The following is a 26,878-nucleotide window of genomic DNA, read 5'->3' as shown; positions in this document are numbered from 1 at the left end:
AGGTCTTGAGTTGTAATGAATCACACTAACTGTTGCATTCATAATGATTTAAATCGCGATTTTTGCTTACATCTCTGCTTACATGAGGTGTTTGTTGTCTTTTCATGTTTCCTGGTTATAATAGATGATGTTAACTATTTCATTTGTAGGTACTTAGTTTGTATTTCGATAGTGTTTCAAAAAGTGTGTAAATCCCAAATTTTTTATTTTTGTGATGCAACTTTCAAAAATGAATATTTATGGAATTTACACATGAACAAATCTCGGAAATAATTTCTGAAATAACAAATGGCGAATCCGGTTTTCATGGATTAGTAAAACGCGGGTTAGAGAGTTTAATGCTCACCGAGCGAAGTCTTCATAACGAAATGTTATCAGACGTGAGTAACGGTTTTCGAGGCCGTAGAGTCTGCCATGGAGGTAAGGTCTTCGAGCTTCGGGTCCCGCGTAGTCGTAACAGTAATTTTTACCCGATGTTACTAGGCGTGTTGAAAGACCAGGAAGAAGAAGCGCAAAAGCTAGTGAGTAGCCTTTATTGTAGTGGTTTAACCACGGAACAAGTGGGTAAAATTTACGAACAGTTTTACGGCAAGCATTACAGTAAAAGTCAGGTAAGTCGTCTCTTGAACACGGCACGTGAAGATGTAAACGCCTGGCTGGGGCGTAAACTTGAGAAGCGTTACCCCATTCTTTATATTGATGCCACTTATGTCCTCACCCGGCGGGATGAGTCCGTGAGCAACGAAGCCTACTACACGGTTTTAGGGGTGAAAGAAGACCGGACAAGGGAAGTTTTGACCGTCGTGAACTTCCCCGTGGAAAGCGCCACGAACTGGAAAGACGTGTTCGAGGATCTAAAAGCGAGAGGGGTCCAGGAGGTTAACCTCCTGGTGTGTGACGGGCTCCCCGGCATTGAAAATGTCCTGGCGGATACTTTCCCGCGGGCGGATCTACAGCTATGTACCGTGCACCTGAAGAGGAATATCGCGGGAAAGGTCAAGCCAAGGGACAAGAAACAAGTGCTGGAAGAGCTTAAACAAATTTGCGCTCCCGACCAGTGGGAGATCTCGCCGGAAAAGGCTTTTCTAAAATTTAAAGAGTTTATTGTCAGGTGGCAGAAAAGTTACCCCGTCTTGAAAAGATATTGCCACGACAGGTACAGGTTCTATTTCACGTACTTCAAGTATGAAAGAGAAATCAGGGGGATGATTTACACTACAAACTGGATCGAAAGGCTGAACAGGGATTACAAGAGGGTTATTAACATGAGGGGCGCAATGCCAAACCCGCGAGCCGTCATCCTGCTCATGGGAACGGTGGCGCAAAATGCAGATATTTACAAGTACCCAATTTATAATTTTTTAGAATCAAGATTATTTTATTAAAAATTAATAGATTTGCAAATATGAAAAAAGAAGGGCTATACACACTTTTTGGTACACTATCTGTATTCCGGTTTACATCTAGGTTTACATGAGGCGGGTAAAATCCACTAAAACTATCAGAAATAAGAAAAGCACCTACAATTGTAAGTGCTTTAAAATGAGAGCGGAAAACGGGACTCAAACCCGCGACCCCCAGCTTGGAAGGCTAGTGCTCTATCGACTGAGCTATTTCCGCAGTATGTGGGGAGAGCAGGATTCGAACCTACGAAGACGATGTCAGCTGAGTTACAGTCAGCCCCAGTTGGCCACTTTGGTATCTCCCCTTTGTTCAAAGAACAGTTGCTTGTTTTAAGCGGGTACAAAGATAGGTAGTTTTGCGGAATTACCAAATATTACGTGGAAAAATCTTGAAAAAAATGTATTTCACGTGTAAAAGATACGAGGAGTTTTCGGCAACGAAAACTCCTCGTTACATCTTATCGCCACTATGAGACCTATTTACGAGGACGATAAGTAATGTCAATGGTTTTTTCTTCATCGAAACCTTTGTACTTGATGTGTAGCTGTACGGAATCTGTCACTTCGTTAAATACTTCTTTTAGCGGGAAACTGACATAGCCGTATAGACTTTTGTTTTCCGGATCCTGGTAGGCATTATGCCTGAATTCTAACAGGGTTTTCCCGTCCGCTGTTAATTCTTCATGCTTCGTTAGGTTGACCATGTGTTCTTTAGCGCCTCCGGCATAGAAAAATCGGAAGGTGATAAAGTCGTGGGCAATCCAATATTCCGGCAATTCAATCTGATCTGTACCCAAGCTGTCACTAATCGCTTCGGTGTAAGGTACAATAGGTTTGGTAAGAAGTTTTTGCAGGTCGTTTACTCGCACGTAATGATCTACACTACTTCCCGGATTTGCATCTTGCAGGATGGTAAAATCCGCGTACACACGCATGTTATTTTCTAAGTAACGTGCCGGTACATTTGAAATGGATGGATACAGTACAGGACCTTTATCCAATATGATTTTGTAATCTTGATCACTTGTTTTTTCAATCGTACCGACTTCTAACCAGAATTTGTCCAGGCTATATCCGTCATTATTACAAGATGTAAAGGCGAATGCTGCCGAGAGCAAAAGAATAATTAGTGCCACTACTTTTTGATGCTTCATTTTAAACCCCTTTTTATTACTCGTTGTTTTTTATTTTCATTACTTAGATGGATTATAGCGTAAATGGTTGCGTCTAATAATGTTAAAAACAATAGAAAAAGGCTGCCACGGGGTTTGTGTGGTAGCCTTTTCCCATTGTTTTTACCGGGATTTATGAGTTTAGAAGAGAGTTTTTTTCAGTGAGAATAGGAATTCCAATCCCCCGTCTTTTCTATTTTTAGCCGAGATGTCTCCTTTGTGGAAGAGAACAGCATTTTTCACGATGGACAGGCCCAAGCCGGAGCCTCCATTTTGTCTGCTACGTCCTTCGCATACCCGGTAAAAACGTTCGAAAATTCGGTTCAGATGATTTTCTTCTATTCCTTGTCCCGTGTCGTAGTAGGAGAAGTAGTAAAATTCGTTGTCTTCCATGTAGTTGTTTACCCCGATCGTGATGTTGTCTCCGGCGTAATTGATGGAATTTTCAATAAGATTCCGGAATATGGCGTAGACTAGCGTCTTATTTCCTTCAATAACAGTTTGAGGATTTATCTCGTTTTTCACGTTGATCCCGTGTGCTATGATCGGGTCATGCAAATCATCAATGGCTTCCTGCAACGAGTTGTGGACGTTTACTTGTTCTTTGTCGAAAAGTTCGGATGCCTCTTCTGTCTTGGTGATGAGGGCAATATCCCGGATTAAGTCAGACAGGCGTACAATTTGTGAATAAGTGCGTTCTAAAAAGAAATGTTGCTTGTCGGGGGCAATATTCGGTTGTTCCAGAAGTGTCTCGACATAACCGCGAATGCTACTTACCGGAGTTTTTAGCTCGTGGGCGATGTTATTGGTCATCTCCTGTTTTAGGAGCCTGTTTTTCTCGTTATCAGAGATGTTGTTTAGGGTGATTTCAAAGCTGTTGTCCGTGAAAATCAATAGCTTCACGGCAAAATGTTTGCCTCCTTTGCTGATCTTATTCTGGTACACGGGGATGTTGGCCGTATTCGGGTTTACAGGGGTGTTCTTTTGCAAGAATTCGTTCAGGCCTTTGAAATCCGGTTGTTCCAGAAGTTTTTCAACTTTGAATGTCGGTTCGTCCAAAATAATATTCAGGTACTGGATGAAATGCGTGTTGGCATATATCTTTTCCCGGTTAGCGGAGAAAATGGCAATTCCCTCGTCAGAATAATGGAAATGACGGAGAAGTTTCTCCTGTTCCACGTTGATTTGCTTGTTGCTCTCTTCTAGAAGTTGGTAGTTGTGAATGATTTTTTCCCCGATCTCTCCCAGTTCCGTGTTCGGGAAGCGGATGTTGTTGTAATTGATGTTGTGGTTGTCGGCCGAAACAATAAAATCTTTCAGTCCGGAAATTGCTTTACCGAAACGGTCGGAGATATAAATCAGCGAGATCAGCGTGATAAAGAATAATAGCGTGATAAAATACATGAATATGTTATCCGTCTTTAAAAAGTTCTGGATCTCGATGTCGTAGGGGAGAGCCACCCGGATAAAATAATTCATATAGTCTTTGGCAAAGTAATAGTACTCGACTCCCGTGCTTTGGGAAAGCCGGATGGCGGTTCCTGTTTTTTGAATCAATGCCGTTTGTATCTCCGGACGTAGCAAGTGGTTTTCGATCTCGTGTTCCTTGTCAAGACTATTGTCATAGAGGACTTTGCCATCGTGATCCACCATTGTTAATCGTAAGTTGGATGGCATAAGCGTGAGTACATTTTTTAAAGAGTCTGTTTGCCCGTTGTTTATCAGTTGATGTTGTTGGACGTAACGGGCAATGATGTCGGAGTAATCATCCAATGTGGTACGTAGAGTTTCCGTTTTGTATGCTTTTTCCCGGTTCTGCTGGAAAAAGATAATGACAACCGTGAAGGCTGCAAATACAATGAAGAAGTAAATGAATAACTTCTGTTTATAGGATAATTTCATTGAAGATGGTTTTTGTATTAACATTTAAAGTTCCACGCAGTAGCCATACCCGGAGCGATTTACGATATGTTTTCCTTGTTCGCCCAATTTTTTTCTCAGTCGGGTGATATGTACATCGACCGTGCGTTCGAGTACGTAGCTGTCATCGTTCCATACCTTGTTGAGAATATCTTCGCGGGAGAATATCTTCCCCGGAGATTGTGCCAGCATGTTTAATATCTCAAATTCCTTTTTGGTAATCGGAATGAGCTGGTCGTGAATGGTGACACATTTGGTGTTTAGATCAATGTGTATTTCGCCTATATTGACCACCTCTTTGGTATTGGTAGTGCTCAATGCTCCCGCTCTCTTCAAGACGGCTTTCACTCTTGCTGAAACTTCCTTGATCGAGAAAGGTTTGGATATATAATCGTCGCCTCCGATATTGAATCCGGTGAGCATGTCATTTTCCGTGTCTTTGGCAGTCAGGAAGATGATCGGGGTGGAGTTGTGAAGATCTTTCCGGAGTTTCTCCGCCATCTTGAATCCTGACATTCCTCCCATCATCACGTCCAGCAGGATTAGATTGTATTCCTCGGCCAGCATCTTCAGTGCCTCTTCGGCAGAAGGGGCGGTGTCGACCAAGTAGCCTTCACTTTCCAGGTTGAATTTTAAAATTTCTCTCAAGTCCTCCTCGTCGTCAACCACTAGAATTCGTTGTTTATCCATTGCGCCAAAATTTAGTTGTTATGAATATGTTTCGCGTTCTTTCCTTCCATCAAATAAATGGCTGCTTCGGCAATGTTTGTGGCGTTGTCCCCGATTCGTTCAATGTTGTATGACATTCCACTGAGGGAAAGGGCATCCAACATATCTTGGTCTTTGATCGTTTTGCCGACAAAGTGAAGAGGTATCCCATGGGTGATTTCTTTGTGGTTGTTGTCCACGAGGTCATCCGTCCGGATAATCTCTTTTGCCAAATTCTCGTCTTCACACGTGAAGGCAAAGATAGCATTTTGTGTCATTTTTTTAACGGTTTCCAGTTGTAATAAAAGGATCGGTTGGAAAGACGCGTAAAGGGAACCTTGTAGCTCTACTTCCCGGAGGAAGTCGGCAATATTTAGCAACAAGTCGCCGATACGTTCCAAATAGGCCGTCATATCATGGTAGGACATGATTTTTCGACAGTCACTGGCTCTGGGACTGTAAAGTACGATGGAGTTGATCACTTCATCCCTGATTTTTACTTCCAGGCCATCAATAATCACTTCATTCTGTTCGATTTTCGTGTATAATTCACTGTCTTTATTGTCGTGGGTTGCGCTGATAACAAGCCCCATTTGTTGTAACACGATGGTAGATAAGACTTCAAAATCTTCTTTGATCTTTTCCAGATATTTTTCTCTTATGGTAGTCATGCGGTGTAAGCTAAAAGTTAAAAACTAAAAGATAAAAGTTTAGAGTAAATCATAAATTGCTTTATCCGAATTGTCCTGTCAAGTACTCTTCCGTGCGCTTGTCACTCGGGTTGGTGAACATCTTTTGTGTTTCGTCGTATTCGATTAGGTGGCCAAGGTACATGAACATCGAGTAATCCGATATACGGGCCGCCTGTGACATGTTGTGGGTGACAATCAGGATGGTGAATTCATTTTTCAGATCCAGCAATAACTCTTCGATTCGGTTGGTTGCAATCGGGTCCAAGGCCGAGGTCGGTTCATCCATTAGTAAAACTTTCGGTTTTAGTGAAAGAGCCCGGGCTATGCATAAGCGTTGCTGCTGACCACCGGAAAGAAAGGTCCCTTTCTTGAATAGGGAATCTTTCACTTCATTCCATAATCCCACGTTTTTAAGGCTTTCCTCTACTAGCTGGTCTTTTTCCTGTTTAGGAAGAGAGATGCCATTTAATTTATACCCGGCGATCACGTTGTCATAAATACTCATCGTGGGGAATGGGTTCGGACGTTGGAAAACCATTCCTGCCATACGTCGTACTTCCATGGGGTTAGTCTTTAATATATTTTTTCCGTTCAAGAGAATCTCTCCCATGGTTTTAATATCCGGGTATAATTCGTGCATCCGGTTGATCGCTCGTAACAAGGTGCTCTTTCCACATCCGGAGGGTCCCATGATTGCCGTAATTTTCTTTTCTGCAATATCTGCACTAACTTCTTCTACCGCATTCTTTCCCGGGGTGTATGAGATGGAAACTTTTTTCAGTTGTAATATAGGATTTGTGATAACCATATTGATTTTAGATTTTGGATTTGTGATTTACGATTTCAAGATTCTTGAATCTCTAAATCAAAAATCATAAATTATTGAACTCTCCATTTTTTTGCAATTTGTTTTGCTATAATATTGAGGGTTAGGACTAGCATTAACAGGAAGAGCGAGGAGCTCCAGATCATGTCGATCAAGTTCGGATCGTTGTAAAATTCCCAGATCAACAAGGGAACTGCGCTCGTTGGTTTCACTACATCCCAGTTGATGGCCGTGCTACCCAAGGCGGTCAGCATGAGGGGGGCGGTTTCTCCCATGACCCGGGAAATGGCCAGTAAGATTCCCGTGAACAATCCCCCGAATGCCGCTGGTAACAATACTTTCAGAATGACACTGGTGTAAGAAGCACCTAGGGCAAGTCCGGCTTCTTTCAAACTTCCCGGAAGCATTTTTAAGGTTTCTTCCGTGGAGCGCACGATCAACGGGAGCATCATGATGCTAAGGGCAACACTTCCCGCGAGGGCCGAGTAGCTGCCGATGGGTTTCACTACCCAAGCATAAGCGATAATACCAATCACGATGGAAGGGCTACCTTGAATTAGGTCTGTCAAGAAACGAGTGATGCTTGAAAATTTAGTCTTCGGGTGTTCCGAAAGGTGAATACCGACCATGATTCCGATAGGGATGGCGATGACTGCAGCTAAAACGACCATGAGTAATGTTCCGGTGATTCCGTTGGCAATACCCCGGGGATAATGTCTCCCGTACCTCTGGCCAGCATGGCGTCCAAGGTACTTGGTGCGCTCTCCGTGAAAAAGCTCCAGTTAATCTGTTTGTATCCTTTTTTGATTAGTTCCCAGATGATGGCGAATAACGGGATCACCGTTAGGGAGGCAAGGAAACAGGTGGTGTAAAAGAAAACCTTGTTTTTTATCGTTCTATATCTTAAACTACTCATGGTTGCAATCAATTAAGTTTCTTGATGATGAGTTTTGCCACGAGATTAATGATTGCCGTGATCAGGAATAACAATAACCCGATGGCTATTAGGGAGCTTAATTTCAACCCGTCGGCCTCTCCGAATTGGTTGGCGATGATACTGGCCATCGTGTTGCCCGTGTCTGCCAGCGAGGTCGGTAGATTATTCGTGTTACCGATAAGCATGGTCACTGCCATTGTTTCTCCAAGAGCTCGTCCCAAGGCAAGGATGTAACTGGCAAATACGCCGGAACCGGCAGAGGGGAAAGTGACTGTTCGGATCACCTCGTAACGGGTGGCTCCCAGGCTATATGCGGCCTCTTTCAGTTCGTTAGGAACCATGGATATGAATTCTCCACTGAGAGAGGAGGCGTAGGGGATAATCATAATGGCTAGAATAATGGATGAGGTTAATATTCCGAATCCCTGTGAATTGACGCCCATCTCAATGATGATCGGACGGAAGGTGTAGAATCCCCACAAGCCGTACACGATCGAGGGAATTCCTGCTAGTAAATCTATGATGGAACTGATGAATGTGGCAATCTTTTTACCTCGAAAGAATTCACCCGTGAAAAGTGCCACGGGCAAAGAAAATGGGATACAGAAGATGAGAGCGAGAAAGGACGTCAAGAGGGTGCCCACGATAAATGAAAGGGCCCCGTAAGTCTCTCTCTCCGGGTGGGGATCCCATTCTGTTGACCCGATAAACTGGAAAAATCCGTAATGACTGAGGGCTGGAATTGAACCGCTGACAAGCGAGTAGATCATGCCGGCACTGATCAGTAAAATCAGAATACAACAAATAGAGAGTAGCCGTTTAAAAATAAGATCACGCATAATTGGTTACAAGTTATAATTGCAAGTTACAGGTTACAAGCTTCAACTTGTAACCTGTAAACTTGTAACTTATTAATTTAGGACTTTTTTGCCCTCGAAACTTATGGAGTTTAATAGTGTTTTGGCGTTAGCCACGGCTGACTGGGGTAGGGGTGAGTAGTGAACTTTTGTAGTCAATGCTTGTGCTTCCGGACTTAACATCCAATCGAGTAATTTCACGGTTGCTTGTGCTTGTGCCAAGGATCTGTTGGCGTAAGCCTGTTCCTTGTAAAGAATAATCCAGGTGAAACAGCTGATCGGGTAAGCGTCCGGAGCAGAAGAGTTCGTGATCATGGTACGGGTATCTGCCGGAATCTCGCCTTTTGCTGCAGCGGAAATACTTTCCGTGTTCGGCGTGATAAAATTGCCGGAAGAGTTCTTCATTTGTGCCATCGGGATGTTTAGAGAGAAAGCGTACTCTGATCCCACGTACCCGATTGCTCCGGGAGTTTGGCTGATCGTTCCGGCTACCCCGGGGTTACCTTTGGCTGCCAAGCCTACCGGCCATTTCAATGATTTACCTGTACCCACGTTTTCTTTCCAGTCATTGCTTACTTTTGTTAGGTAATCGCTGAAAACAAAGGTGGTTCCGCTACCGTCTGAACGGTATACCGGGGTTAATTCTTTGTCCGGAAGAGTTACTCCGGGATTTAATTCTTGAATTTTAGCATCATTCCATTTGGTGATTTTGCCCAAATAGATGTCGGCAACAACCTCTCCGGAAAGTTTTAATTCTTTCACTTCCGGTAAATTGTAAGCCATCACCACGGCTCCCATGCAAGTCGGGATGTGTACCGTCGCGTAAGGCATCTCTTGCATTTCCGCGTCAGACAAGTAAGCGTCTGATCCTCCAAAATCTACAATTTTGTCTTTCAAACTTCTGATACCACCGCCACTACCGATGCCGCCATAAGTCACGGTGTTGCCCGTTTTTTCTTGGTAGGTCTTGAAGGCCAAGTTATAGAATGGTAAAGGGAAAGTAGCCCCGGCGGCAGCAATGTTCATTTTTTTGCTTTCAGACTCTTTGTTCTTTTTCGAGTTGCCGCAAGATGCAATGGCAATAGCTAAAATAAGGATAAGTAAATTTTTCATTTCTGATAGTATTAATTTCAACATCTTCTGATTCATTTATTACACTGCAAGTTTAGATGAATCTTGTTACACCAATGTTGCACATTTGTTACATTAATGTTACAGCTTGAATTCGATGTTCAGGTAGGCGAAAGAGCTTGATTTTCCTTCTCTTGGATTCCAGGTTGAGAAATTCGGAGCAATTTTTAATTGTTTGATCGGGGCATATTGAATACCTATTAGGATACGTTGTCCGTCGGCACTACTCCAATCATCTTTAGAAGCCAAGTTGTCATATCTTCCGAAAAAGTTGAGTTGATCTTCCAGTTTGATAGTAGAATAAACGGAGTACCCGAATTGGTCGTGATCTTCTTTAAATTTCGTGTTATACATTTTGTTGTATTCGGCTCCGATGGAGAATAACTCGTGTTTGTATCCGGCGAAAAAGGCTAAGTTTTGTTGATCTTTTGTCGCGTCTCCCTCGATATTTTTGCTAGCGAGATCATAGTAGGCACGAAGAGTTAAATTTTTGACGGGAAGAATAGTGGTTCCTACGGCATATCTGTTTTTGTTGTCACTATTCAATTTTTTGTAACCTTCCCCGTTACTGATCGTGATATCGGCAGAGAGCCATTTCGTAAATTTGTATTTACCCAAGATACCCATATCTGCACTGGATCCGAATTTATACTCGTCTTGGAAAGGTTTCATGATATAACGATATCCCCAAAATTTTTCTTGTACGCTGAATTGTACCAAACCGATCAAACCGAAATCCAGCGTGAAATTGCCTGTCTTCCAGCTCAACATGGCATTCTTGATATACGCTACTCTTTCAAGATCAGAACCTGAAACTTTGGTGGAACCCATGTCGAAAACTACCTTCCCGCTTAATTTTTCTGTCAGGGAGAATTGATATCCCAGGTAAGCACGATCTAATGCGAATCCGGATTCTTTGTTTGCGCGTCCAAGTCCGGCGTGATAGTTAGCGAAAACGGTAACGATCGGTTGTCCCTTGATTTGGAATTTCTTCTTTTCTTCTTGTTGCTGTCCGAAACTGCTTAAACAAATAGCAGCTAAAATCACACTAATTAAAATCCTTTTCATTTGTCAAACTTTTAGTTAATATTAGAATTAAATACCTCTTGTTTTCGGCTGCTAAAGTAGACTGAAAAGGTTTCTTAAATAATACGATTCCGTTACATCTGGGTTACATTTATTAGCTTTGTTTATTGTCTTTTGAAGATCGAGAAGTTGACACTACCGTATTGGCGGTGTTCGAAAAAGTTGGGCTCCGAGGAGAAGTCTACGCTACTAGGATGTTCGATAACGGCGATTCCGTCCGGGGCCAGTAGATCGTTATTGAAAATGGCTGCCGGAATATCGTTGATCTTTTCCAAGTTATAAGGGGGATCCGCGAAAATGATGTCAAAGGTTGTCCCATTCAGTTTTTTACAGGCGATAAACACGTCTGTTTTAAAAATGGTCATGTTTTTAAATCCCAGTTGGCTGGCAGTCTTTTTTATAAAAGCGTAATGGTTATAGTTCAGTTCGATAGAAATTATTTTCCCTGCGCCCCGGGAGGCGAATTCGTAACTGATGCTTCCCGTACCGGCAAAAAGGTCTAGTACGGATGCGTCCTCAATATCAATATAATTGTTGAGAACGTTGAATAAATTCTCTTTGGCAAAGTCCGTTGTCGGGCGAGCCTTGAAATTTTTGTCAGGCGTGATAATTTTACCTTTGTGTGTACCGCTTATAATCCGCATCGATGAAGATTTAACAAGTGAGTAAAATGAGAACTGTTGAATTCTTTATCGTGAAGAATACCATTTAACAGGGGTTCTTTAGCAAAATAGGGATTCGGTAGATAGAGCGAAAGTAACTCTTGCAGTTTGTTATCTTTGATTGCTGGACCACATACGGAAAGATGTATTTTCTCTTGTTTGATCTCGCACTCTTTGATACAATTTAATACAAAGTACACGATGTCTGTCATCGCCTTGTAACTAAACGAGTTAAATAGTTGGATGCGGGAATCCCGAATAAGTAACAGATCAAAATAATGGTCTTGAATGTCCAAGAAGATTTGCTCCGTGTCTCGTAGAGCCTTGCCCATGGCTCCTAATATAAAAGGGTATGCCCCGTTCACGATTTGAAACACGGGAAAATGTTCCCGTACAAAATCATGAAATGAGGAAATGACCGTTTCCACGAGATAGGCTTCTATTCCCTCTATGTGGTGGTACAGGATGGTGTCATCCGGTGATACTTCCTGATTGACCGCGTACAAGGTGGCAATATTGGTCTTGTCAAAAAAGGCTCCCGGAACCAACAACTTTTCCTTGAAACAGGGCATGATGTAGACCTTTTTGAAACGGAGGTTCAGGATAGCATCGTTCACCACGTAATTCTTCAATCTGGCTACCGCTGCCTCTCTGGAATCCGCTGCATAGGGTTCATGGACAAACACCACTAGTTTGTCCTTTTCATCATGCACGCAAAATGAAAATCCATCCGTTGCATAACGGATGGATAATATCGATTTCTTAGATGATTCGTAAGTAAAATTGGAGTCAACAAAATAAATGCTCTGCATGTATTTATTCGTTTACGAACCGGAAATTACTCCCAGTTACCCACGTTATTGTTAGCCTCTTGTACGCTACCCACTTTTAATCCCGGGTATTTGTTCAATCTGATTCTTTCTCCGTTTTCCTCCAAAATGGCATCTTCGTATTCATCGAACAGGTCTTCAAAGATGACCATATTAGAAATACGAGCCTCGAAAACAGGAACTTCAATACCTGAATCAGTCCAAATCATGTTGGTACCCATTAAGAATTCATGTTTCTTTTTGGTAAAAGGAACATAACGAAGATCATCAATGGGGTAGTTTTTGCTGAACAATTGTTCTAAAGCGGCAACTCTGATCGTATCACGGATAATCAACCCTTTCTTCAAAGCGTCTTGTTCCGTCATACCTTCTTCAAGTTGATCATCGGTAAGCTCTCCGATAGAGCGTATCGTTTTCAATGAATCATATTTCACGAAGTTAATCAAGGTATCGAAACTGCTGGTGTATGTTCCATGAATACTCTTGAAAGCCTCTTGAGCTGTTCTGATATCTTTCAGTTTCTGGATAACCCTATCGTATCTCTGTTTTTTCAACTTCTGAAATTGAATAGGATTCTGCACGCTTTCGTAGCACATGTATCCCAGATAGAGAGCGGCAGCTGCTAAAAGAATTTGAATAATAATTTTTTTCATCTTTTTCGTCAGTATATTTATTATGTATTAAACAAGTTAGTTCTCGTTATTATTTAAGCTGTTTTTTCTATCTTTACACGGTATTTTTGACGATACCGCAAACAAATCCTTAATGAATTGTCGTGTCGGCAAATATAAAAAAAAAAAAGATCACAGCACACTTTTGTCTATTAAATTTAGTGATGATAAATGAACATTTTGAACGTATTGTAAGAGAGAAGTTTGGATTCGATTTTTCGCCCACGCAACAGGCGGCAATGCAGAGTTTTCTCACTTTTCTCTTTGATCGTCATCCTGAAAGTTTGTTTTTATTGAAAGGATATGCCGGAACGGGGAAGACTTCTTTGGTGGCGGCCATCGTGAATACGTTACTGCAATTTGAACAACAGGTGGTTTTATTAGCTCCGACCGGGAGGGCTGCCAAAGTGTTTGCCGGATATTCTCATCAGCCTGCTTTTACGATACACAAAAAGATTTACCGGCAAAAAAATGCACAGGAGGGAATTGGGATATTCAGTTTGGGATTTAACGGAAATGCCAACACCCTCTTTTTCGTGGATGAGGCATCCATGATTTCAATGGGATCTCAAGATTCGAATTTCGGATCGGGTTCCTTGCTGGATGATCTGATCGAATTCGTGTACAACGGGAGAAACAATCGTCTGGTGTTGATCGGGGATACAGCCCAATTGCCCCCGATTGGAGTGGATGTCAGTCCGGCTTTGGAGGCCGAATTCCTGCGGGTGAGTTACGGCATGGAGATTTACGAGGCGAACCTCACGGATATCATGAGGCAATCCGAACAATCCGGGATCCTGTACAACGCTACTCGGGTGCGGGAAATGATCGGGGCGGGACCTTTGGCTAAACTTTTGCTTCGGGTAACGGGTTTTCCGGATATTGTACGGGTAAGCGGAGGTGAGTTGCTCGAAGAATTAGATCAATGCTACAACTCTTTCGGTATGGACGAAACGATGGTGATTTGCCGGTCGAATAAACGGGCCAATCGTTTTAACGAGGGCATCCGTGCTCGAATCCTTTACCGGGAAGAAGCGTTCGGTGGTGGAGATAAGATCATGGTTGTAAAGAATAATTATTTTTGGGGTGCCGAATATGATAAGATTGATTTTATCGCCAACGGTGATATTGCCACCGTGGAGAAAGTGGGCAAATACAAGGATTTGTACGGCTTTCATTTCGTTCATGCCCGCCTCAGTATTTACGGGTACGAGGAAGAGATCTCGGCTTGGGTGATGCTCGATACATTGACCTCGGAACAACCCGCGCTGAGTTATGACGAGTATCGGAAGTTGTTTGCGGCCGTGGAGGAAGATTACATGGATATCCCTTCCAAACAAAAGCGGTACAAAAAAATACAAGAGGACGAGTATTTTAACGCCCTACAAATCAAATTCGCTTACGCCGTGACTTGCCATAAGGCACAAGGCGGACAATGGGATGCCGTTTTCATCGATCCGGGATGGATGGGTGACGAGATGATGGACGACGAATATTGGCGTTGGCTTTACACGGCATTTACACGTGCCCGCAAGAAATTGTACCTGATCAATTTCAAAGATGTGCTGTTTGGGGATTCGGAGATGGAATGAATTTGTAAAATATTCATCATAAAGAAACCCTAAAAGTATCTGACTTTTAAGGTTTTCTTTATCGTATAAATTTTTCATTAATATTTTTTCTTTACCCACTTAACGGCATCGGCGACTACCATTTGATCGAACTCGCCAAATAGTCTATCTGTAATAGGCGGCACTCCCCGGTCATCCAGCACGACTCGGGATTCGCCTGCCGGCAGGGTAAATGTACCTAGTGATACCCAGGCTTCTTCTTCCGGTAAAGTGGAGGTGCCTCCTATCCAAATGTCTTCTTTCTCAGGAATTTCTAAGATGATTTCTTCTTTTCCTTTTGGAGTATAAACTGTATAGTAATTTTTCATTCCAGGATGATCGCTTGCGGTTTTTCCTTCTTCGAATCCGACAAGATGAGGTCTATAGACAAATATTTCGTATTTTCCTGCTTCCGGGAGATTTGCTCTCCATTCTGCTTTGAATTGTCCCGTGCCGGCTTTTTTTACGAAAGCACTACGAATATGTTTGCCGTGGAGTTCCTGTAATATAGGTAAGTTCCATGTGTTAGTTTTAAGAATCTGCAAGCGGTTCGTATATTTCTGTTCGTCTCCTTTTTTGATGATATCGGTCAGTCGTTTTCGATTGTTTGCCGAATCGATTAAAGAAAAATTATCATCCTCGTTGTCCACAATGATTTCTTCTGGGGGATAGAATTGATTTCTATCAAGTAACGTGACGCCTTCCTTCGGTATAGGACCGAATGATGGGGCTTGATTGGCTTCGAAATAAATGTTTTCAGGGAAATGTCCTGAAAAGTTTGTGGTTAATTGTACCTTATATTTGATGTCTTCGTGAACGACGATTCGTTTGTATTCCCCGGCTTCAATCAAGTAACTTTGAAGATTTCTGATTACGCTTTTCTCAGGGTAGCTCATTGCTACGATTGAAACAATACCGTCAGTCTTACTGAGATTACCGACTTTGAATTCGATGATTTGTGTATCTTCCGTGGTTTTACGGGATGCGTCTTTTATTGATAACAAGGGAACTTCGTGAGTCGTGTACCATTCGTCCATGTATGCCTTGATGTCTTGTCCGAAACGTTGCTCGAATTTCTCGATAAATGAATCGAAGTTTACTTCTTGAAAATAAGTACGAGCATTGAATTCTTGCATAAGCTGGCTCAATGAATCCCAGGTTGTGATTGTGGTAAGATACCCAAGTAAATGTGAAACTTTCGAACGGATCGCGATGTTTTGTTCTCGACTATATTCTTCGGTGATGATTCCTTTTAATCCTTTTTCAGCGATGTGATTTAATAATTCCGGGTTCATGATATTATCGGAGCTTATATATACATCCGGATCTATCATTCGTTTGAATATTAGTTCTATGCCTTGGTAGGTGTCGGATGTGAGACAACTATTGTAATCGGTGAAAATATGTTTTATTCTCATATAGTTATTCCATAAAAAAGGGATATGGTCAGTTAAAAGATATTCTTGTACGCTTCTGTCGTCGTGGTTATGATTGGTATAATCAGCAGGGTTGCTGTTTTCTATGCGACATAATCGTTCATGGAAAAATGCGATTTCCGGTTGCATGCAGTCATTAAACAACGTCGAACGTAGAAAATAAGAAGATGAAGGTACCTCAATCAGTTTGAAATATTTGAAAGGATAAGGATTGGGTTTATCTTGCTCAATCTCATCTTTGCACAGGTAAAATATTTTTTTTAAATCTTTCTCCCGGTTCGGGTTGTCTTCTTTGAGGAGCTCCCATTCATCGAAATATTTCATGTAGCAATCATTTCCCGGGTAAGTATAAAGTTCCACGGTAAGCGAGTCTACAGTGAGGGTTCTTTTCTCGTATTCCCCGATACAGAGGGTTAGTCCCGTTAAGTTTTGTAAATTGTTAAACGTGACATACTCACCTTCTGTAGTGGGTGCTCCTTGAGATAAAATAGTCAATTCACCCGTTTTTTTGACGTGGAGCGTGTAATTCGTGAAATTCATTTCTGCAGATGCTTGCCATGCTATCGAGGGAACTGCTGTCGGGTACCACAGCACTTCCGGCCTGAGGAATGTGAATTTACTTGATACAAAAGCGGGATGTTTGCCATAATTCTCTTTAGAAAAAGGATTATCTTCTAGAGAGAAAAAAAATTCGTCTGGTGTGTTTATTTGGTAAATATCTTCGTCAATGTATCCCTCATACGTGATATCTAATTTGATATGTTCATTCGGAGCTAGGGGACGTTTGATGACTACGGCTAGGTAGTCTCTATAAAAGGGAAGGTCTTGTCCGTTGGATTCAATCTTGTTAATTTTCAGCCCCGGGTTAAGGAATAACAAGAGTTGGTCCATTTTCTTTTTTTCTGGTTTTGTATTTGCATCCGGCTTGTTGCCGAGAATGTGTTTCCCTCGGGACGATACGTGATGTCATGTGTAATTACACGAGTCTTGGGTGTTTCGGTATATTTAAGAAAGGCTTTGCGGCAGGTAATTCTATTTTCCAGGCGGGATTGGTATTTTTCAATGTAGATGAAACCGAGGCACAGGGAAAATGCTAAAAACAACATGGCTAGCACGGCTAAATAACGCTGTCGCCCGGCGATCCCGGGAAGCCTCTTCATGAGTAAAACGCTAAAGTAGAGAAAACTAATTCCCAATAGCAAGAAAACACCCCGGTGAAGTAGGAAACTGGATAGGTCCATGAATCCTATCAAGGTGGAAAAAGAGTTGGGGAGCAAGCGCCCTTGAAAGTCCAGTATGCCGTAAAAAGCTGTTGCGGCGTAATTATATTCGAGATAGAGAAAAGCCATTAGAATCAACCAACTGAATATGGGGTGTTTAACCAGCTTGTTGGCAAGTATGGATAGGCTGGTGATGAAAATTAGCGTGGGAACCGTATAGGTGAAAAGATAGAAAAGGTTTATCCATAAACTGACGGGGGAATTCGGGATGAATATATTGATAATCATGGATATGGTCATGAAAATAATGTCGATCGTGAGAAATGGGATAAGAATGCCTATAGCCTCCCCGAGAAGGGTTTGTCCGTTGCTGATAGGTCGTGTCAAGAGAACTTCCCTGGTTTCCGCTTTTTTCCGATTCCTTTGAATGTCACAAACAAGGAAAGTAATAATGAGAGATTGAAACAAGCTTAGAAAATAGATTCCGCGTAGAGGCAGGGAAGAGGTTAATGCTATATCTTGCCACGAAATCCACCCAATACCTAGGATAAAAACACCCGGGATAAGAGTACCTAATATATACATTCCCCCAACAATGAAGAGGTAGAATAGCCAATTTCTTCTTGTCAGCTTACTTTCGTAAATTATAGCTGTTTTTAGATTTGTTATTTTCATGTTTGCAGGTTTATTTTAGTACGATAGGGTAAAAGAGTAAATATTACATTGTAATGAGAAAATTAAAAAAATGAGAAGAGGAAAAAAATCCTCTCCTCGGATATTGATTAGGTATAAATTATTATTTCTCATCAGAAATAATAATTGTATAGTTTTTTTAGTTTACTATTTATTCCCTAGGAAACGTTATTTCTTTTTCTGTTACTACAGGGGCACTTTTCCCCACTCTATTAGAGGCTGTAACACGGATTAGAGCTTGACTCCCAGGCGTCATGCCAACAATGTCATGAGTAAGTCCATGAGATACTCCTTTGCTCTTCCACCTAAAAGAATTGTTATCGAAACATTCAATTTCATAGGATAATATAGGAGTCCCGCCGTCATCCTCCGGGGCTTGGTATGATATCGTACATGAAGTAGATGCTATTTTTTCGACCTTAAGATTTCTTGGTGGACTAGGAGGATTAAGAACTACACTAGCAACAGCAATTGTTGCAATTATTAAACTTAGACAGATAAACACAAATGCTTTCATAACTTTATTCTTTAAGGATTTATTTTAGTACATCGTTGTAAATATAGGTAAATTCTAGCGCTTGTGCAAATATTATCATGATTTTCAAGAATAAATTGTCGTTATGTAGGAAAACTTTTTTGTAGGCTAGAATGAAATTGGCTATTGGATTGGAAATGGAGCCCCTGAATCAACAGCCTACCCCCTCTAACTCCCCCTTGCACAGGGGGAGGATATTACTGCACTGTTACATTGTAGTGCCTTCTTGCGTTTGGCTCTCCCACTGTGGGAAGAGGCATCGGAGGGGGTAGTCTGTTTCTTTATTGAAGTTTTAAATCTTTGATAATAGCATCAATACGAGCATTCGCTTCCTGTTGTGCCCGCTCGTATTCATTCACGTCTTTCATTTGTGCCCGTGCTTCAAAGTAGAATTTGATCTTGGGTTCAGTACCGGAAGGACGAACGGAAATCTTGCTGCCGTCAGCCAGGAAGAATTGTAATACATCGCTTTTCGTCTCGAAATTGAGGTGCGTTTTTTCTCCCGTTTGCAGGTTGGTCGCTTCCAGAGAAAGGTAGTCTTTCTTCAACACAACCGGGCTATGGTTGATCTCTTTCGGGGTATTGTGGCGGAATTCTTCCATCATGGCTTTGATCTCTTGCGCTCCGCTTAAACCTTTACGCACGATGTAAATCATTCTCTCTTGTGAGAATCCGTATTTGGCATAAATTTCCTTGAGGAAAGAGTACAATGTTTTATTTTGCATCTTTACCCAAGCGGCGATTTCAGCCATTAATGACGTGGCGGAAACTCCGTCTTTGTCACGGGTGAATGCTCCTGGCATATAACCGAAGGATTCTTCTCCGCCGCCGATGAATTTCTCCCCGCCTTCCTTGCGGATAACGTCGGCAATCCACTTGAATCCGGTGTACACGTCATAACAAATGATATGATTCTTCTCCGCGATATCTTTAATCAATTCGGTTGTGACAATGGTTTTTACCGTATATTCCCCGCCTTTCAACTGGTTTAGTTCTTTTTTCCTGCGAATGATGTATTCCGTGAAAATAATATTGGTTTGGTTACCATTCAATAGGGTCCATTCCCCCGCATCATTTTTTACGGCAATACCGATACGATCTCCGTCTGGGTCACAAGCCATAGCCAGATCAGCATCGATTTTGCGAGCTAAATCCAAGGCCATCTTGAACGCTGCCGGTTCCTCCGGGTTAGCGGATGCCACGGTTGGGAAATCTCCATCCGGAATACTTTGTTCCGGTACGGTGTGGATGTTCGTGAATCCCCAGTTACGCAAAGAGGCAGGAACAAGTTCGTAAGTGGTTCCGTGTAGTGGGGTAAAGACGATTTTTAAGTCGTGTTCTTTTTGTATGGCTTCCGGTGAAAGACTTAATGTTTTCACTTTATCCAAGTACTTTTTATCAAAATCTGTTCCTAAAACGGTGATCATCTTCGGTACTCCCTCGAATTTAATGTCCGAAACTTGAACCTTTTTTACTTCTTCGATCACGTTCTTATCATGCGGGGGAACGAGCTGTGATCCATCGTCCCAGTAAGCCTTGTACCCGTTGTACTCTTTTGGGTTGTGTGAAGCGGTAAGAATGACACCCCCTTTACAACCTAACTCCCGGATGGCAAATGACATTTCAGGCGTGGGGCGCAAATCCTCGAACAGGTAAACATGTATCCCGTTGGCCGAGAAAATATTGGCGGCCGTTTCTGAAAAGAGTCGGGAGTTATGGCGGCAGTCATGACCGATACATACGGCTTTCTTTTCATTCGGAAACATCTTGTTGATGTAGTTTGAAAAACCTTGAGTAGCAGCTCCTACCGTGTAAATATTCATCCGGTTGGTTCCCACGCCCATGATGCCCCGTAAACCTCCAGTCCCGAATTCCAGATCGTTGTAAAACGATTCGACTAATTCTGTCGTGTCCGTGTTTTCCAACATGCGTTTTGCTTCGGCACGTGTTTTTTCGTCATACGCCTTGTCCAGCCATTTCTCAGCTTTGTTCCTGGCTATTTTTATGATGTCATTATTTTCCATAAGCGTTCATTATTATTTACTTTCTTGCAAAGTTAGGATTTTCTTAGATGAATAATATGAATTTGGGGATTAAATTGTTACGTTTCAGCGAAGATATTTTGGTAAATAAAAAAGCCTCGTGTCAAACGAGGCTTTTTTATATGGCTAAAGCTTAAATTAAAATTTCTTCTCTTTAATTTTTGCTTTCTTTCCGGTAAGTTCACGGAAGTAGAAAATTCTGGATCTACGAACAACACCTTTCTTGTTCACCTCGATAGCATGAATATAAGGAGAATTGAAAGGAATGATACGTTCTACTCCAACGTTACCAGACATCTTTCTAACCGTAAAGGTTTTGGTCGTTCCCGTTCCCTTGATTTGGATAACAATACCTTTGAAAATCTGAATACGTTCTTTATTTCCTTCTTTAATTTTGTAGTGTACGCTAATGGTATCACCCGTGTTGAATGAAGGAATTTCTACAGCGTTTTCTTGAGCAAAAGCCTGTTCCGCGATTTTAATTAAGTCCATTTTCTTTATTTTAAAAAGTTTATTATCGAACGCAGTATTACGACTTCAGTCTTTAATGTAAGAGACTACGTACGTTTCAAAATCGAGTGGCAAAGGTATAAAAATAAATATTCCGATGCAAGCATCGGAATATTTATTTGTTGCAAGTTTGCAAGTTACAGGTTGCAACTTCATGATTTATTGTTACAGCGGTAATAACTTGTAACTTATAGAGCTGTAAGCTCAACCTGTAACTTGTAACAGAAATTAGGAATCGTGATTATTCCACGACTTCTAATTTTTTACCCGTCTGTTCGATGATCATCCGGAGATACCATTCCGGTAAAGCAGGTTGCTCTACTTTCGGATTTTTCTCTCCCGGGATAGCGGTCTTCACGTTACCGTCCATGAATTTGCAGAACAGGTAACCGTAGAAATCTCTCCACGTATCCACCAGATGATTTCCCGTACGGCAAGAGAAGTCCGTGATAAATTTAATTGCTGCCTCTTTGTTTTGAGCCAACATCTCTTTTGCTCCGGCATCAATCATTTGAACGAAATCCACGTATTGCTTTTCCAGGGCAACTTGTTTTGCCCGGATTTCCGGGTGAATTAAGTTATAGCGGGTGTACGCGAAATTCGTTACTTGATTGAATACCCAGAAGGCTGCTTTATTGGTGAATTCCATCATGCTACCGTTGCCAACTGCGAAAGCAAAAGGTACTTCAGTGGATGCCGAATACATCGGGAAATACACGGAACTGGCCGCATCGTCCACGCCAAACCAAAGGATTCCACCGATTTCATCGGGTAACCAGTTTCTACATTGTGCTACAAATGTGAATCCGGTTTGCTGGGTAGCTGTTGCTCTTTCATGAACATATTCCTTTCCGTCCACCTTGAAACTCATCGGACGCCATCTGTAAGGACATTCGTACGGACCGGCACCCATATCCTTGCTCATATCCAGTTCGGTTCCTTCCAAGTGATCGCGCATAAAATCCATCACTTGCAGCACGTCTACTTTCTCGCTGGGTTTAATCCATAACGGCATACGGTTAGTTGCGTAACCTTTGCTATCCCGTTGGATATTTCTTCCCGTGGCATAATCCCAGTATTGAGCCATGTCCGGATTCACGGCATTGAAGAACGCCCAAACACGGATTTCGCAGGCACGAGCCCCGCTGAAATCCACAGGAGCGTAAGTGTCTGAGAAACTGAAATCTTTATTTTTCCCGTCTTGGGGATAGAATCCTTTCTCTTTCGCGAAAGAGATCACATCCTTGGAATATACAGTCGTGATATTCGGATCGTAAATCTTGTTCATTTTGCTGGAAGAGATAGAAGTTTTGCCTTCTAACGGGAAAGTCGTGATGCGAGCTTGGTTTGCATGAGCGGAAACATACCCGTCCGGAACCATGCGAGCCACCCAAACAGCTCCTTTTTCTCCTTCACCTTTACCGATGATTTCAATAATCCATACTTCGTTCGGATCGATGATAGAGATAGATTCTCCACTACTTGCCCATCCGTATTTCTCAATCAAGTCGGTCATCACCACGATTGCTTCACGAGCATTTTTTGCACGTTGTAATGTAATGTATATTGCGCTACCGTAATCGATAATAGCCCCGGTTTGTGATTCCAGTTCTTTGCGTCCCCCGAACGTAGTTTCAGCAATAGCAAGCTGATGCTCGTTCATATTTCCTACCACGTTGTAGGTGTGGGCTACTTGTGGAATTTTGCCCATGAATTTACCGGTGTCCCACTCGTAAACATCGAGCATACTTCCGGCAGGCCAATCCTGCGCTGGCCAGTGATACAATTCTCCATACAGGACGTGAGAGTCGGCGGAATAAGTAACCATTGTCGACCCGTCTTTCGTTGCTCCTTTCGTGAATAAAAAGTTCGTGCAGGCCATCGTGTACGTGGTGCAGCAAACTAACGCTAGTGTAACCAGTAAATGTACTTTTTTCATTTTTAGTTATTGGTTTATGATTATTTTGATAATTATCGAATCCTGTCAAGAGACTTGAGTAGTTTGATGTCTTTAAAAATTCCCCTCATGGCTAGGTACATGAAAATGATACAGATCACGGGCAATATAAGGCTGAATTTATAAAGAATCTCGGCGTTCATTTTATTTGCGAATTGATGGATGTGATACCACATCAAGATCATGGCACCGATCAATAGGATGATTTCCACGATACATAAGCGCAACTGAAGGAAACGTTTCTTGAATAGGAAAATGTTCACCAGGGGAACCCCGATCGTGAAGATATTCATGATCAACAAGGCCCAGTAGTGAGCTTGTAACACGCTGTTTTCTCCAATGAGAACCACTCCGTAAGTAAAAAAGTTATAGCTTGCATCATTCGGGATAAATAATTGAGCAATCGGTATATACAACGGGATCGTCATGATGATTGCTACCACGAGCAAGTAAATAGTTTGAATCCTTTGAATCATAATTAATAAGTGATTAACGTATGAGCGAATTTAATGTATATTCAACAAGTTTCTTCATGTGCGGTTTGTAATCGGCCGAGGCATCCCCGTTAGCCCGGTTGGCAATGATCAGGCAAATGGTGGTCGCCTGATGTCCCATGAGGGCGGCCAAGCCGGCAATGGCGGCACTTTCCATCTCGTAATTGATGATTTTGTAATCTCCAAACCTAAAACGGGCAATTTCGTCATTCACCGTAGGCATTTCGATCGGTAACCGAAGCACTCGTCCCTGCGGGCCGTAGAATCCGTTTGCCGTCAGCGTGACGCCTTTCACGGTAACGCCTTCCGTGTGTAGTTTGTCTACCAGTCTCTTGGATGCTTTAACCGCGTACGGGCGGGCAGCTAAGGGAGCCCAGTGGCATTCCTTGATAAAGGCCTCCTCGAAAGCGGCATCACATATCATCTCGTTGTCCCGGTAGAAACGCAATACCCCGTCAATACCAAGGCTCATCTCCGAGATCACGAATGAATGTACGGGTACATCTGCCTGTACGGAACCGGAAGTCCCGATTCGTACTATATTTAATGTCTTCTTTTGCTCTTTAATCTCTTTCGTGTGTAGGTCGATGTTGACCAAAGCATCCAGTTCATTCATCACGATGTCGATGTTATCCGGCCCGATTCCCGTAGAGATAACCGACAGGCGGTATCCCTTGTAATATCCGGTAATGGTACAAAATTCCCGGTTACTTTTTCTGATTTCTATCTTCTCGAAATACGAGGCTATCATTTCTACTCGGGAAGGATCACCCACGAGGATCACCTGTTCTGCCAGATCTTCGGGGTGAAGGTGAAGGTGAAAAACACTTCCGTCATCGTTCGTGATTAATTCTGATGATTTTATAGGTTCCATATGCTGTTTACTTTTTAAGCAACCAAATTTAGTAAAACAAATAATACGGGACAAATGTTTGGGGGTTTTTAATCCTGCCGTTTCGGTTGGATTAAAAAGTTACAGGTTGCCAGTTAAGCCTTTGGCTTTGAACCTGCAACCTGCCACCTGTAAATTAAAAGTCCGGCAAAAATGACCGGACTTTTAATTATTTCGCGTAATTTATAGCGCGTGTTTCTCGAATTACCGTGACTTTCACCTGTCCGGGATAGGTCATTTCGTCTTGAATTTTTTTAGCGATCTCGTATGAAATCTTCTCGGCTTCTGCATCGGAGACTTTCTCGCTTCCCACAACTACTCGCAATTCCCGTCCTGCCTGGATGGCGTAAGTCTTGACAACTCCATTGTAGGAGAGGGCCAGGTCTTCCATCTCTTTCAACCGTTTGATGTATGACTCGACTACTTCCCGTCTTGCACCCGGGCGTGCGCCTGAGATGGCATCACAAGCCTGAACGATCGGGGCGATTAACGTGGTCATCTCGATCTCCTCGTGGTGAGCACCGATAGCGTTGCAAATATCCGGTTTCTCCTTGTACTTCTCTGCCAGGCGCATGCCGAGGATTGCGTGCGGTAATTCCGGCTCATCATCGGGTACTTTACCAATATCGTGCAATAATCCGGCACGCTTCGCTTTCTTCACGTTCAAGCCTAGTTCCGCGGCCATGATGGCACAAAGGTTGGCTGTTTCGCGAGCGTGCTGTAACAAGTTCTGCCCGTAAGACGAACGGTATTTCATTTTACCGACCAACCGAATCAATTCCGGATGCAACCCGTGAATACCCAAGTCAATGGTTGTACGTTTTCCGGTTTCTATAATCTCTTCTTCGATTTGTTTCTTTACCTTATTAACTACTTCCTCGATCCGAGCCGGGTGAATACGTCCGTCGGTAACTAGTTGATGGAGTGAAAGGCGGGCGATTTCGCGTCTTACCGGGTCGAATCCGGAGAGCACGATTGCTTCCGGGGTGTCGTCCACGATGATTTCAACTCCGGTGGCAGCTTCCAGGGCCCGGATGTTACGTCCTTCCCGTCCGATGATACGTCCCTTGATCTCGTCCGAATCGATATGGAATATAGATACAGCGTTCTCGGTAGCGGTTTCCGTGGCCACCCGTTGAATGGTTTTTACCACGATTTTTTTCGCTTCCATGTTTGCCGTCATTTTTGCCTCTTCCATGATCTCGTTCACGTAGGACATCGCTTCGGTTTCGGCCTCGTCTTTCAAAGAACTGATGAGTTTTTCCTTTGCCTGATCGGCAGACATCCCGGAAATGGCTTCCAGTTGCTCGATCTGTTGCTTTTTGAATTTATCCAGTTCCGCGTGTTTCTTTTCCAGTAACTCTTTCTGGGCGTTCAGTGTCTCTTGTTGTGTCTCCGTGTCTTTGATCTTGCGTTGGCACTCTTCCATTTTGCGGGCCAACTCGGCGTCTTTTTGTTTTAGCTTGTTTTCCGCTAAAAGGATTTTGCTGTTACGGGCATTCACTTGTTTCTCGTGTTCAGCCTTTATCTGCAAGAATTTCTCCTTGGCTTGCAGAATCTTGTCTTTTTTAATGACTTCTGCCTCCGCTTCCGCTTCTTTGATGATGTTTTTGCTCCTATATTTCAAGGTCATGTTGATTAGCAGGTATCCGAGAATAAATCCCACCGCTAAAGCAATAACACCGGTAATTATTATTGTTGTCATATTCGAAACTTGAATTTATGGTTATATAATATTTTGGTGTTTTTTGTTCATACAAAAAACCCGCATCATTTCTTCTTTAAAAAACCCCTGTTAGACACGGGTAGAGCTGCCGTCAGATTCAAACTTCCACCGTCCCGAAGGAACCCCGAAGGGTTGAGGCCTGTCTTTGGCTAACTAAGCTTCACTCTAATTGGTTAAGTGTTGAGTTTTCCAGTTAAATACGAAATAATGCGGGTATATCTATTTCCTTTTCAAAGAACTCTTCTTTTTTACTCTTTCATCACTTCGTCGAGCCTGCTACTAATCTTCTTCACCTCGTCTAATATGGGCTCCACGTCGTTTCGTCTTTCAGCTTCCAGCATCTTTACCGTGAATTGTAACGCGGTAACAGCTAGAAAATCAACGGGATCAGCAGTCGCATACTTCTCCCTATATTTCGCAATCTTACTATTAATCAGTTGAGCAGCTTTTCTGATCTCCTCTTCTTCCTCTCTCTCTATGGTCAGAACGCAGGGCCTACCGGCTATATTTAGCGTAATAGTAAGTTTATCATTCATATTTAATTATTCAAAAGAGCAATACATTTATCAATCTCCCGCACAAGTTGGCTTATTCTATTTTTGGCCTCGGAACTTCCTTCTCCGGTCGAGATAGCGGTAGCCACCTTCAATGTTTTGATTTCTTCATGTAATTTCATGTTCTCACTTTTCATCCGCTCGATTTGGATCCGGAGTTCTTTCATCTCTGTATCCATCTCTCTGTTTTTGTCCAGTGAGGATATATATAGTTTTATCAGTCGTTCAACTTTCGTGTTTAGCTCGTTAATAACGGCATCTTGTTTTGCTGTCATAACATAATCTTTACACCACAAAGATAGAATAATTTCTTT

The 26,878-nt window shown here is 42.5% G+C and carries 24 protein-coding genes, 2 tRNA genes and 1 pseudogene; 2 read left to right on the top strand and 25 right to left on the bottom strand.

The genetic code is table 11. The features are described from left to right. Positions 1-239: 239 nt before the first annotated feature. Entirely contained in the window at positions 240-1,385 is a 1,146-nt protein-coding gene (locus D8S85_RS09880) for an IS256 family transposase (protein ID WP_127075025.1), read from the top strand. Between the two features lie 162 nt (positions 1,386-1,547). On the opposite strand, the gene D8S85_RS09875 is transcribed toward D8S85_RS09880, so the two are convergent. The 14 genes and pseudogenes from D8S85_RS09875 to D8S85_RS09810 form a co-directional block, all read right to left on the bottom strand. Next, a tRNA-Gly gene (locus D8S85_RS09875) sits at positions 1,548-1,620 on the bottom strand. A gap of 6 nt (positions 1,621-1,626) precedes the next feature. Further along, positions 1,627-1,708 (bottom strand) — tRNA-Tyr (locus D8S85_RS09870). A 171-nt stretch (positions 1,709-1,879) separates the two neighbouring features. Beyond that, a complete protein-coding gene (locus D8S85_RS09865; RefSeq protein WP_127075024.1) occupies positions 1,880-2,557 on the bottom strand; it encodes a NigD1/NigD2 family lipoprotein in 678 nt (225 codons plus the stop codon). A 159-nt stretch (positions 2,558-2,716) separates the two neighbouring features. Then, positions 2,717-4,477, bottom strand: a complete 1,761-nt coding sequence (locus D8S85_RS09860) for a sensor histidine kinase (RefSeq protein WP_106480556.1) — start codon at positions 4,475-4,477, stop codon at positions 2,717-2,719. Between the two features lie 24 nt (positions 4,478-4,501). After that, entirely contained in the window at positions 4,502-5,185 is a 684-nt protein-coding gene (locus D8S85_RS09855; protein WP_106480555.1) for a response regulator transcription factor, read from the bottom strand. Positions 5,186-5,196: 11 nt separating this feature from the next. Continuing rightward, positions 5,197-5,874, bottom strand: coding sequence for a phosphate signaling complex PhoU family protein (locus D8S85_RS09850; protein WP_106480554.1), 678 nt, complete (start codon positions 5,872-5,874; stop codon positions 5,197-5,199). Between the two features lie 61 nt (positions 5,875-5,935). After that, the gene (pstB, locus tag D8S85_RS09845) at positions 5,936-6,703 is read right to left on the bottom strand and encodes a phosphate ABC transporter ATP-binding protein PstB (RefSeq protein ID WP_106480553.1); all 768 of its coding nucleotides are present in this window, start codon (positions 6,701-6,703) and stop codon (positions 5,936-5,938) included. A 71-nt stretch (positions 6,704-6,774) separates the two neighbouring features. Beyond that, positions 6,775-7,637: pseudogene (gene pstA, locus D8S85_RS09840) on the bottom strand (phosphate ABC transporter permease PstA). Positions 7,638-7,645: 8 nt separating this feature from the next. Beyond that, on the bottom strand, positions 7,646-8,497 hold the full coding sequence (gene pstC, locus D8S85_RS09835; protein WP_106480551.1) for a phosphate ABC transporter permease subunit PstC: 852 nt from the start codon (positions 8,495-8,497) through the stop codon (positions 7,646-7,648). Positions 8,498-8,569: 72 nt separating this feature from the next. Further along, on the bottom strand, positions 8,570-9,628 hold the full coding sequence (gene pstS / locus D8S85_RS09830) for a phosphate ABC transporter substrate-binding protein PstS (protein WP_106625061.1): 1,059 nt from the start codon (positions 9,626-9,628) through the stop codon (positions 8,570-8,572). Positions 9,629-9,727: 99 nt separating this feature from the next. Continuing rightward, complete coding sequence (locus tag D8S85_RS09825; protein ID WP_106480550.1) at positions 9,728-10,714, bottom strand: porin; 987 nt, start codon at positions 10,712-10,714, stop codon at positions 9,728-9,730. 122 nt (positions 10,715-10,836) lie between these two features. Then, positions 10,837-11,376, bottom strand: a complete 540-nt coding sequence (locus D8S85_RS09820) for an RsmD family RNA methyltransferase (RefSeq protein WP_106480549.1) — start codon at positions 11,374-11,376, stop codon at positions 10,837-10,839. Next, positions 11,364-12,206, bottom strand: a complete 843-nt coding sequence (locus D8S85_RS09815; protein ID WP_106480548.1) for a DUF3822 family protein — start codon at positions 12,204-12,206, stop codon at positions 11,364-11,366. The genes D8S85_RS09820 and D8S85_RS09815 overlap by 13 nt, the downstream gene beginning before the upstream one ends. Positions 12,207-12,232: 26 nt before the next feature. Further along, positions 12,233-12,877, bottom strand: a complete 645-nt coding sequence (locus D8S85_RS09810; RefSeq protein ID WP_106480547.1) for a hypothetical protein — start codon at positions 12,875-12,877, stop codon at positions 12,233-12,235. A gap of 182 nt (positions 12,878-13,059) precedes the next feature. Between D8S85_RS09810 and D8S85_RS09805 the strand changes: the two genes are divergently transcribed. Next, the gene (locus D8S85_RS09805; protein WP_106480546.1) at positions 13,060-14,487 is read left to right on the top strand and encodes an ATP-dependent DNA helicase; all 1,428 of its coding nucleotides are present in this window, start codon (positions 13,060-13,062) and stop codon (positions 14,485-14,487) included. A gap of 77 nt (positions 14,488-14,564) precedes the next feature. Here D8S85_RS09805 and D8S85_RS09800 read toward each other — a convergent pair whose 3' ends face one another. The 11 genes from D8S85_RS09800 to D8S85_RS09755 all read right to left on the bottom strand — a co-directional run bounded on the left by D8S85_RS09800 (position 14,565) and on the right by D8S85_RS09755 (position 26,839). After that, a complete protein-coding gene (locus tag D8S85_RS09800; RefSeq protein WP_240648933.1) occupies positions 14,565-16,832 on the bottom strand; it encodes a carbohydrate-binding protein in 2,268 nt (755 codons plus the stop codon). Next, positions 16,796-17,836, bottom strand: a complete 1,041-nt coding sequence (locus tag D8S85_RS21880; RefSeq protein ID WP_240648931.1) for a hypothetical protein — start codon at positions 17,834-17,836, stop codon at positions 16,796-16,798. Before D8S85_RS21880 ends, D8S85_RS09800 begins: the two co-directional genes overlap by 37 nt. A 169-nt stretch (positions 17,837-18,005) precedes the next feature. After that, entirely contained in the window at positions 18,006-18,371 is a 366-nt protein-coding gene (locus D8S85_RS09795) for a fibronectin type III domain-containing protein (protein ID WP_106480545.1), read from the bottom strand. Positions 18,372-18,670: 299 nt separating this feature from the next. Beyond that, a complete protein-coding gene (locus D8S85_RS09790; RefSeq protein WP_127075023.1) occupies positions 18,671-20,413 on the bottom strand; it encodes a phospho-sugar mutase in 1,743 nt (580 codons plus the stop codon). Between the two features lie 156 nt (positions 20,414-20,569). Then, a complete protein-coding gene (gene rplS, locus D8S85_RS09785; RefSeq protein WP_106480543.1) occupies positions 20,570-20,923 on the bottom strand; it encodes a 50S ribosomal protein L19 in 354 nt (117 codons plus the stop codon). A gap of 259 nt (positions 20,924-21,182) precedes the next feature. After that, a complete protein-coding gene (locus D8S85_RS09780; protein ID WP_106480542.1) occupies positions 21,183-22,880 on the bottom strand; it encodes a dipeptidase in 1,698 nt (565 codons plus the stop codon). 32 nt (positions 22,881-22,912) lie between these two features. Continuing rightward, positions 22,913-23,374 (bottom strand): DUF4293 domain-containing protein, encoded by a 462-nt coding sequence (locus tag D8S85_RS09775; protein ID WP_106480541.1) that lies wholly within the window; start codon positions 23,372-23,374, stop codon positions 22,913-22,915. A 13-nt stretch (positions 23,375-23,387) separates the two neighbouring features. Then, positions 23,388-24,266 (bottom strand): nucleoside phosphorylase, encoded by an 879-nt coding sequence (locus tag D8S85_RS09770; RefSeq protein ID WP_106480540.1) that lies wholly within the window; start codon positions 24,264-24,266, stop codon positions 23,388-23,390. A 187-nt stretch (positions 24,267-24,453) separates the two neighbouring features. Then, positions 24,454-25,989 (bottom strand): ribonuclease Y, encoded by a 1,536-nt coding sequence (rny, locus tag D8S85_RS09765; protein WP_106480539.1) that lies wholly within the window; start codon positions 25,987-25,989, stop codon positions 24,454-24,456. Between the two features lie 269 nt (positions 25,990-26,258). Beyond that, the gene (locus D8S85_RS09760; RefSeq protein ID WP_106480538.1) at positions 26,259-26,546 is read right to left on the bottom strand and encodes a cell division protein ZapA; all 288 of its coding nucleotides are present in this window, start codon (positions 26,544-26,546) and stop codon (positions 26,259-26,261) included. Between the two features lie 2 nt (positions 26,547-26,548). Next, the gene (locus D8S85_RS09755) at positions 26,549-26,839 is read right to left on the bottom strand and encodes a hypothetical protein (RefSeq protein WP_106480537.1); all 291 of its coding nucleotides are present in this window, start codon (positions 26,837-26,839) and stop codon (positions 26,549-26,551) included. Between the last annotated feature and the right edge of the window lie 39 nt (positions 26,840-26,878).

The organism is Butyricimonas faecalis, from assembly GCF_003991565.1.
Classification (GTDB): Bacteria; Bacteroidota; Bacteroidia; order Bacteroidales; family Marinifilaceae; genus Butyricimonas; species Butyricimonas faecalis.
This window is presented reverse-complemented; position numbering and strand designations above follow the sequence as displayed.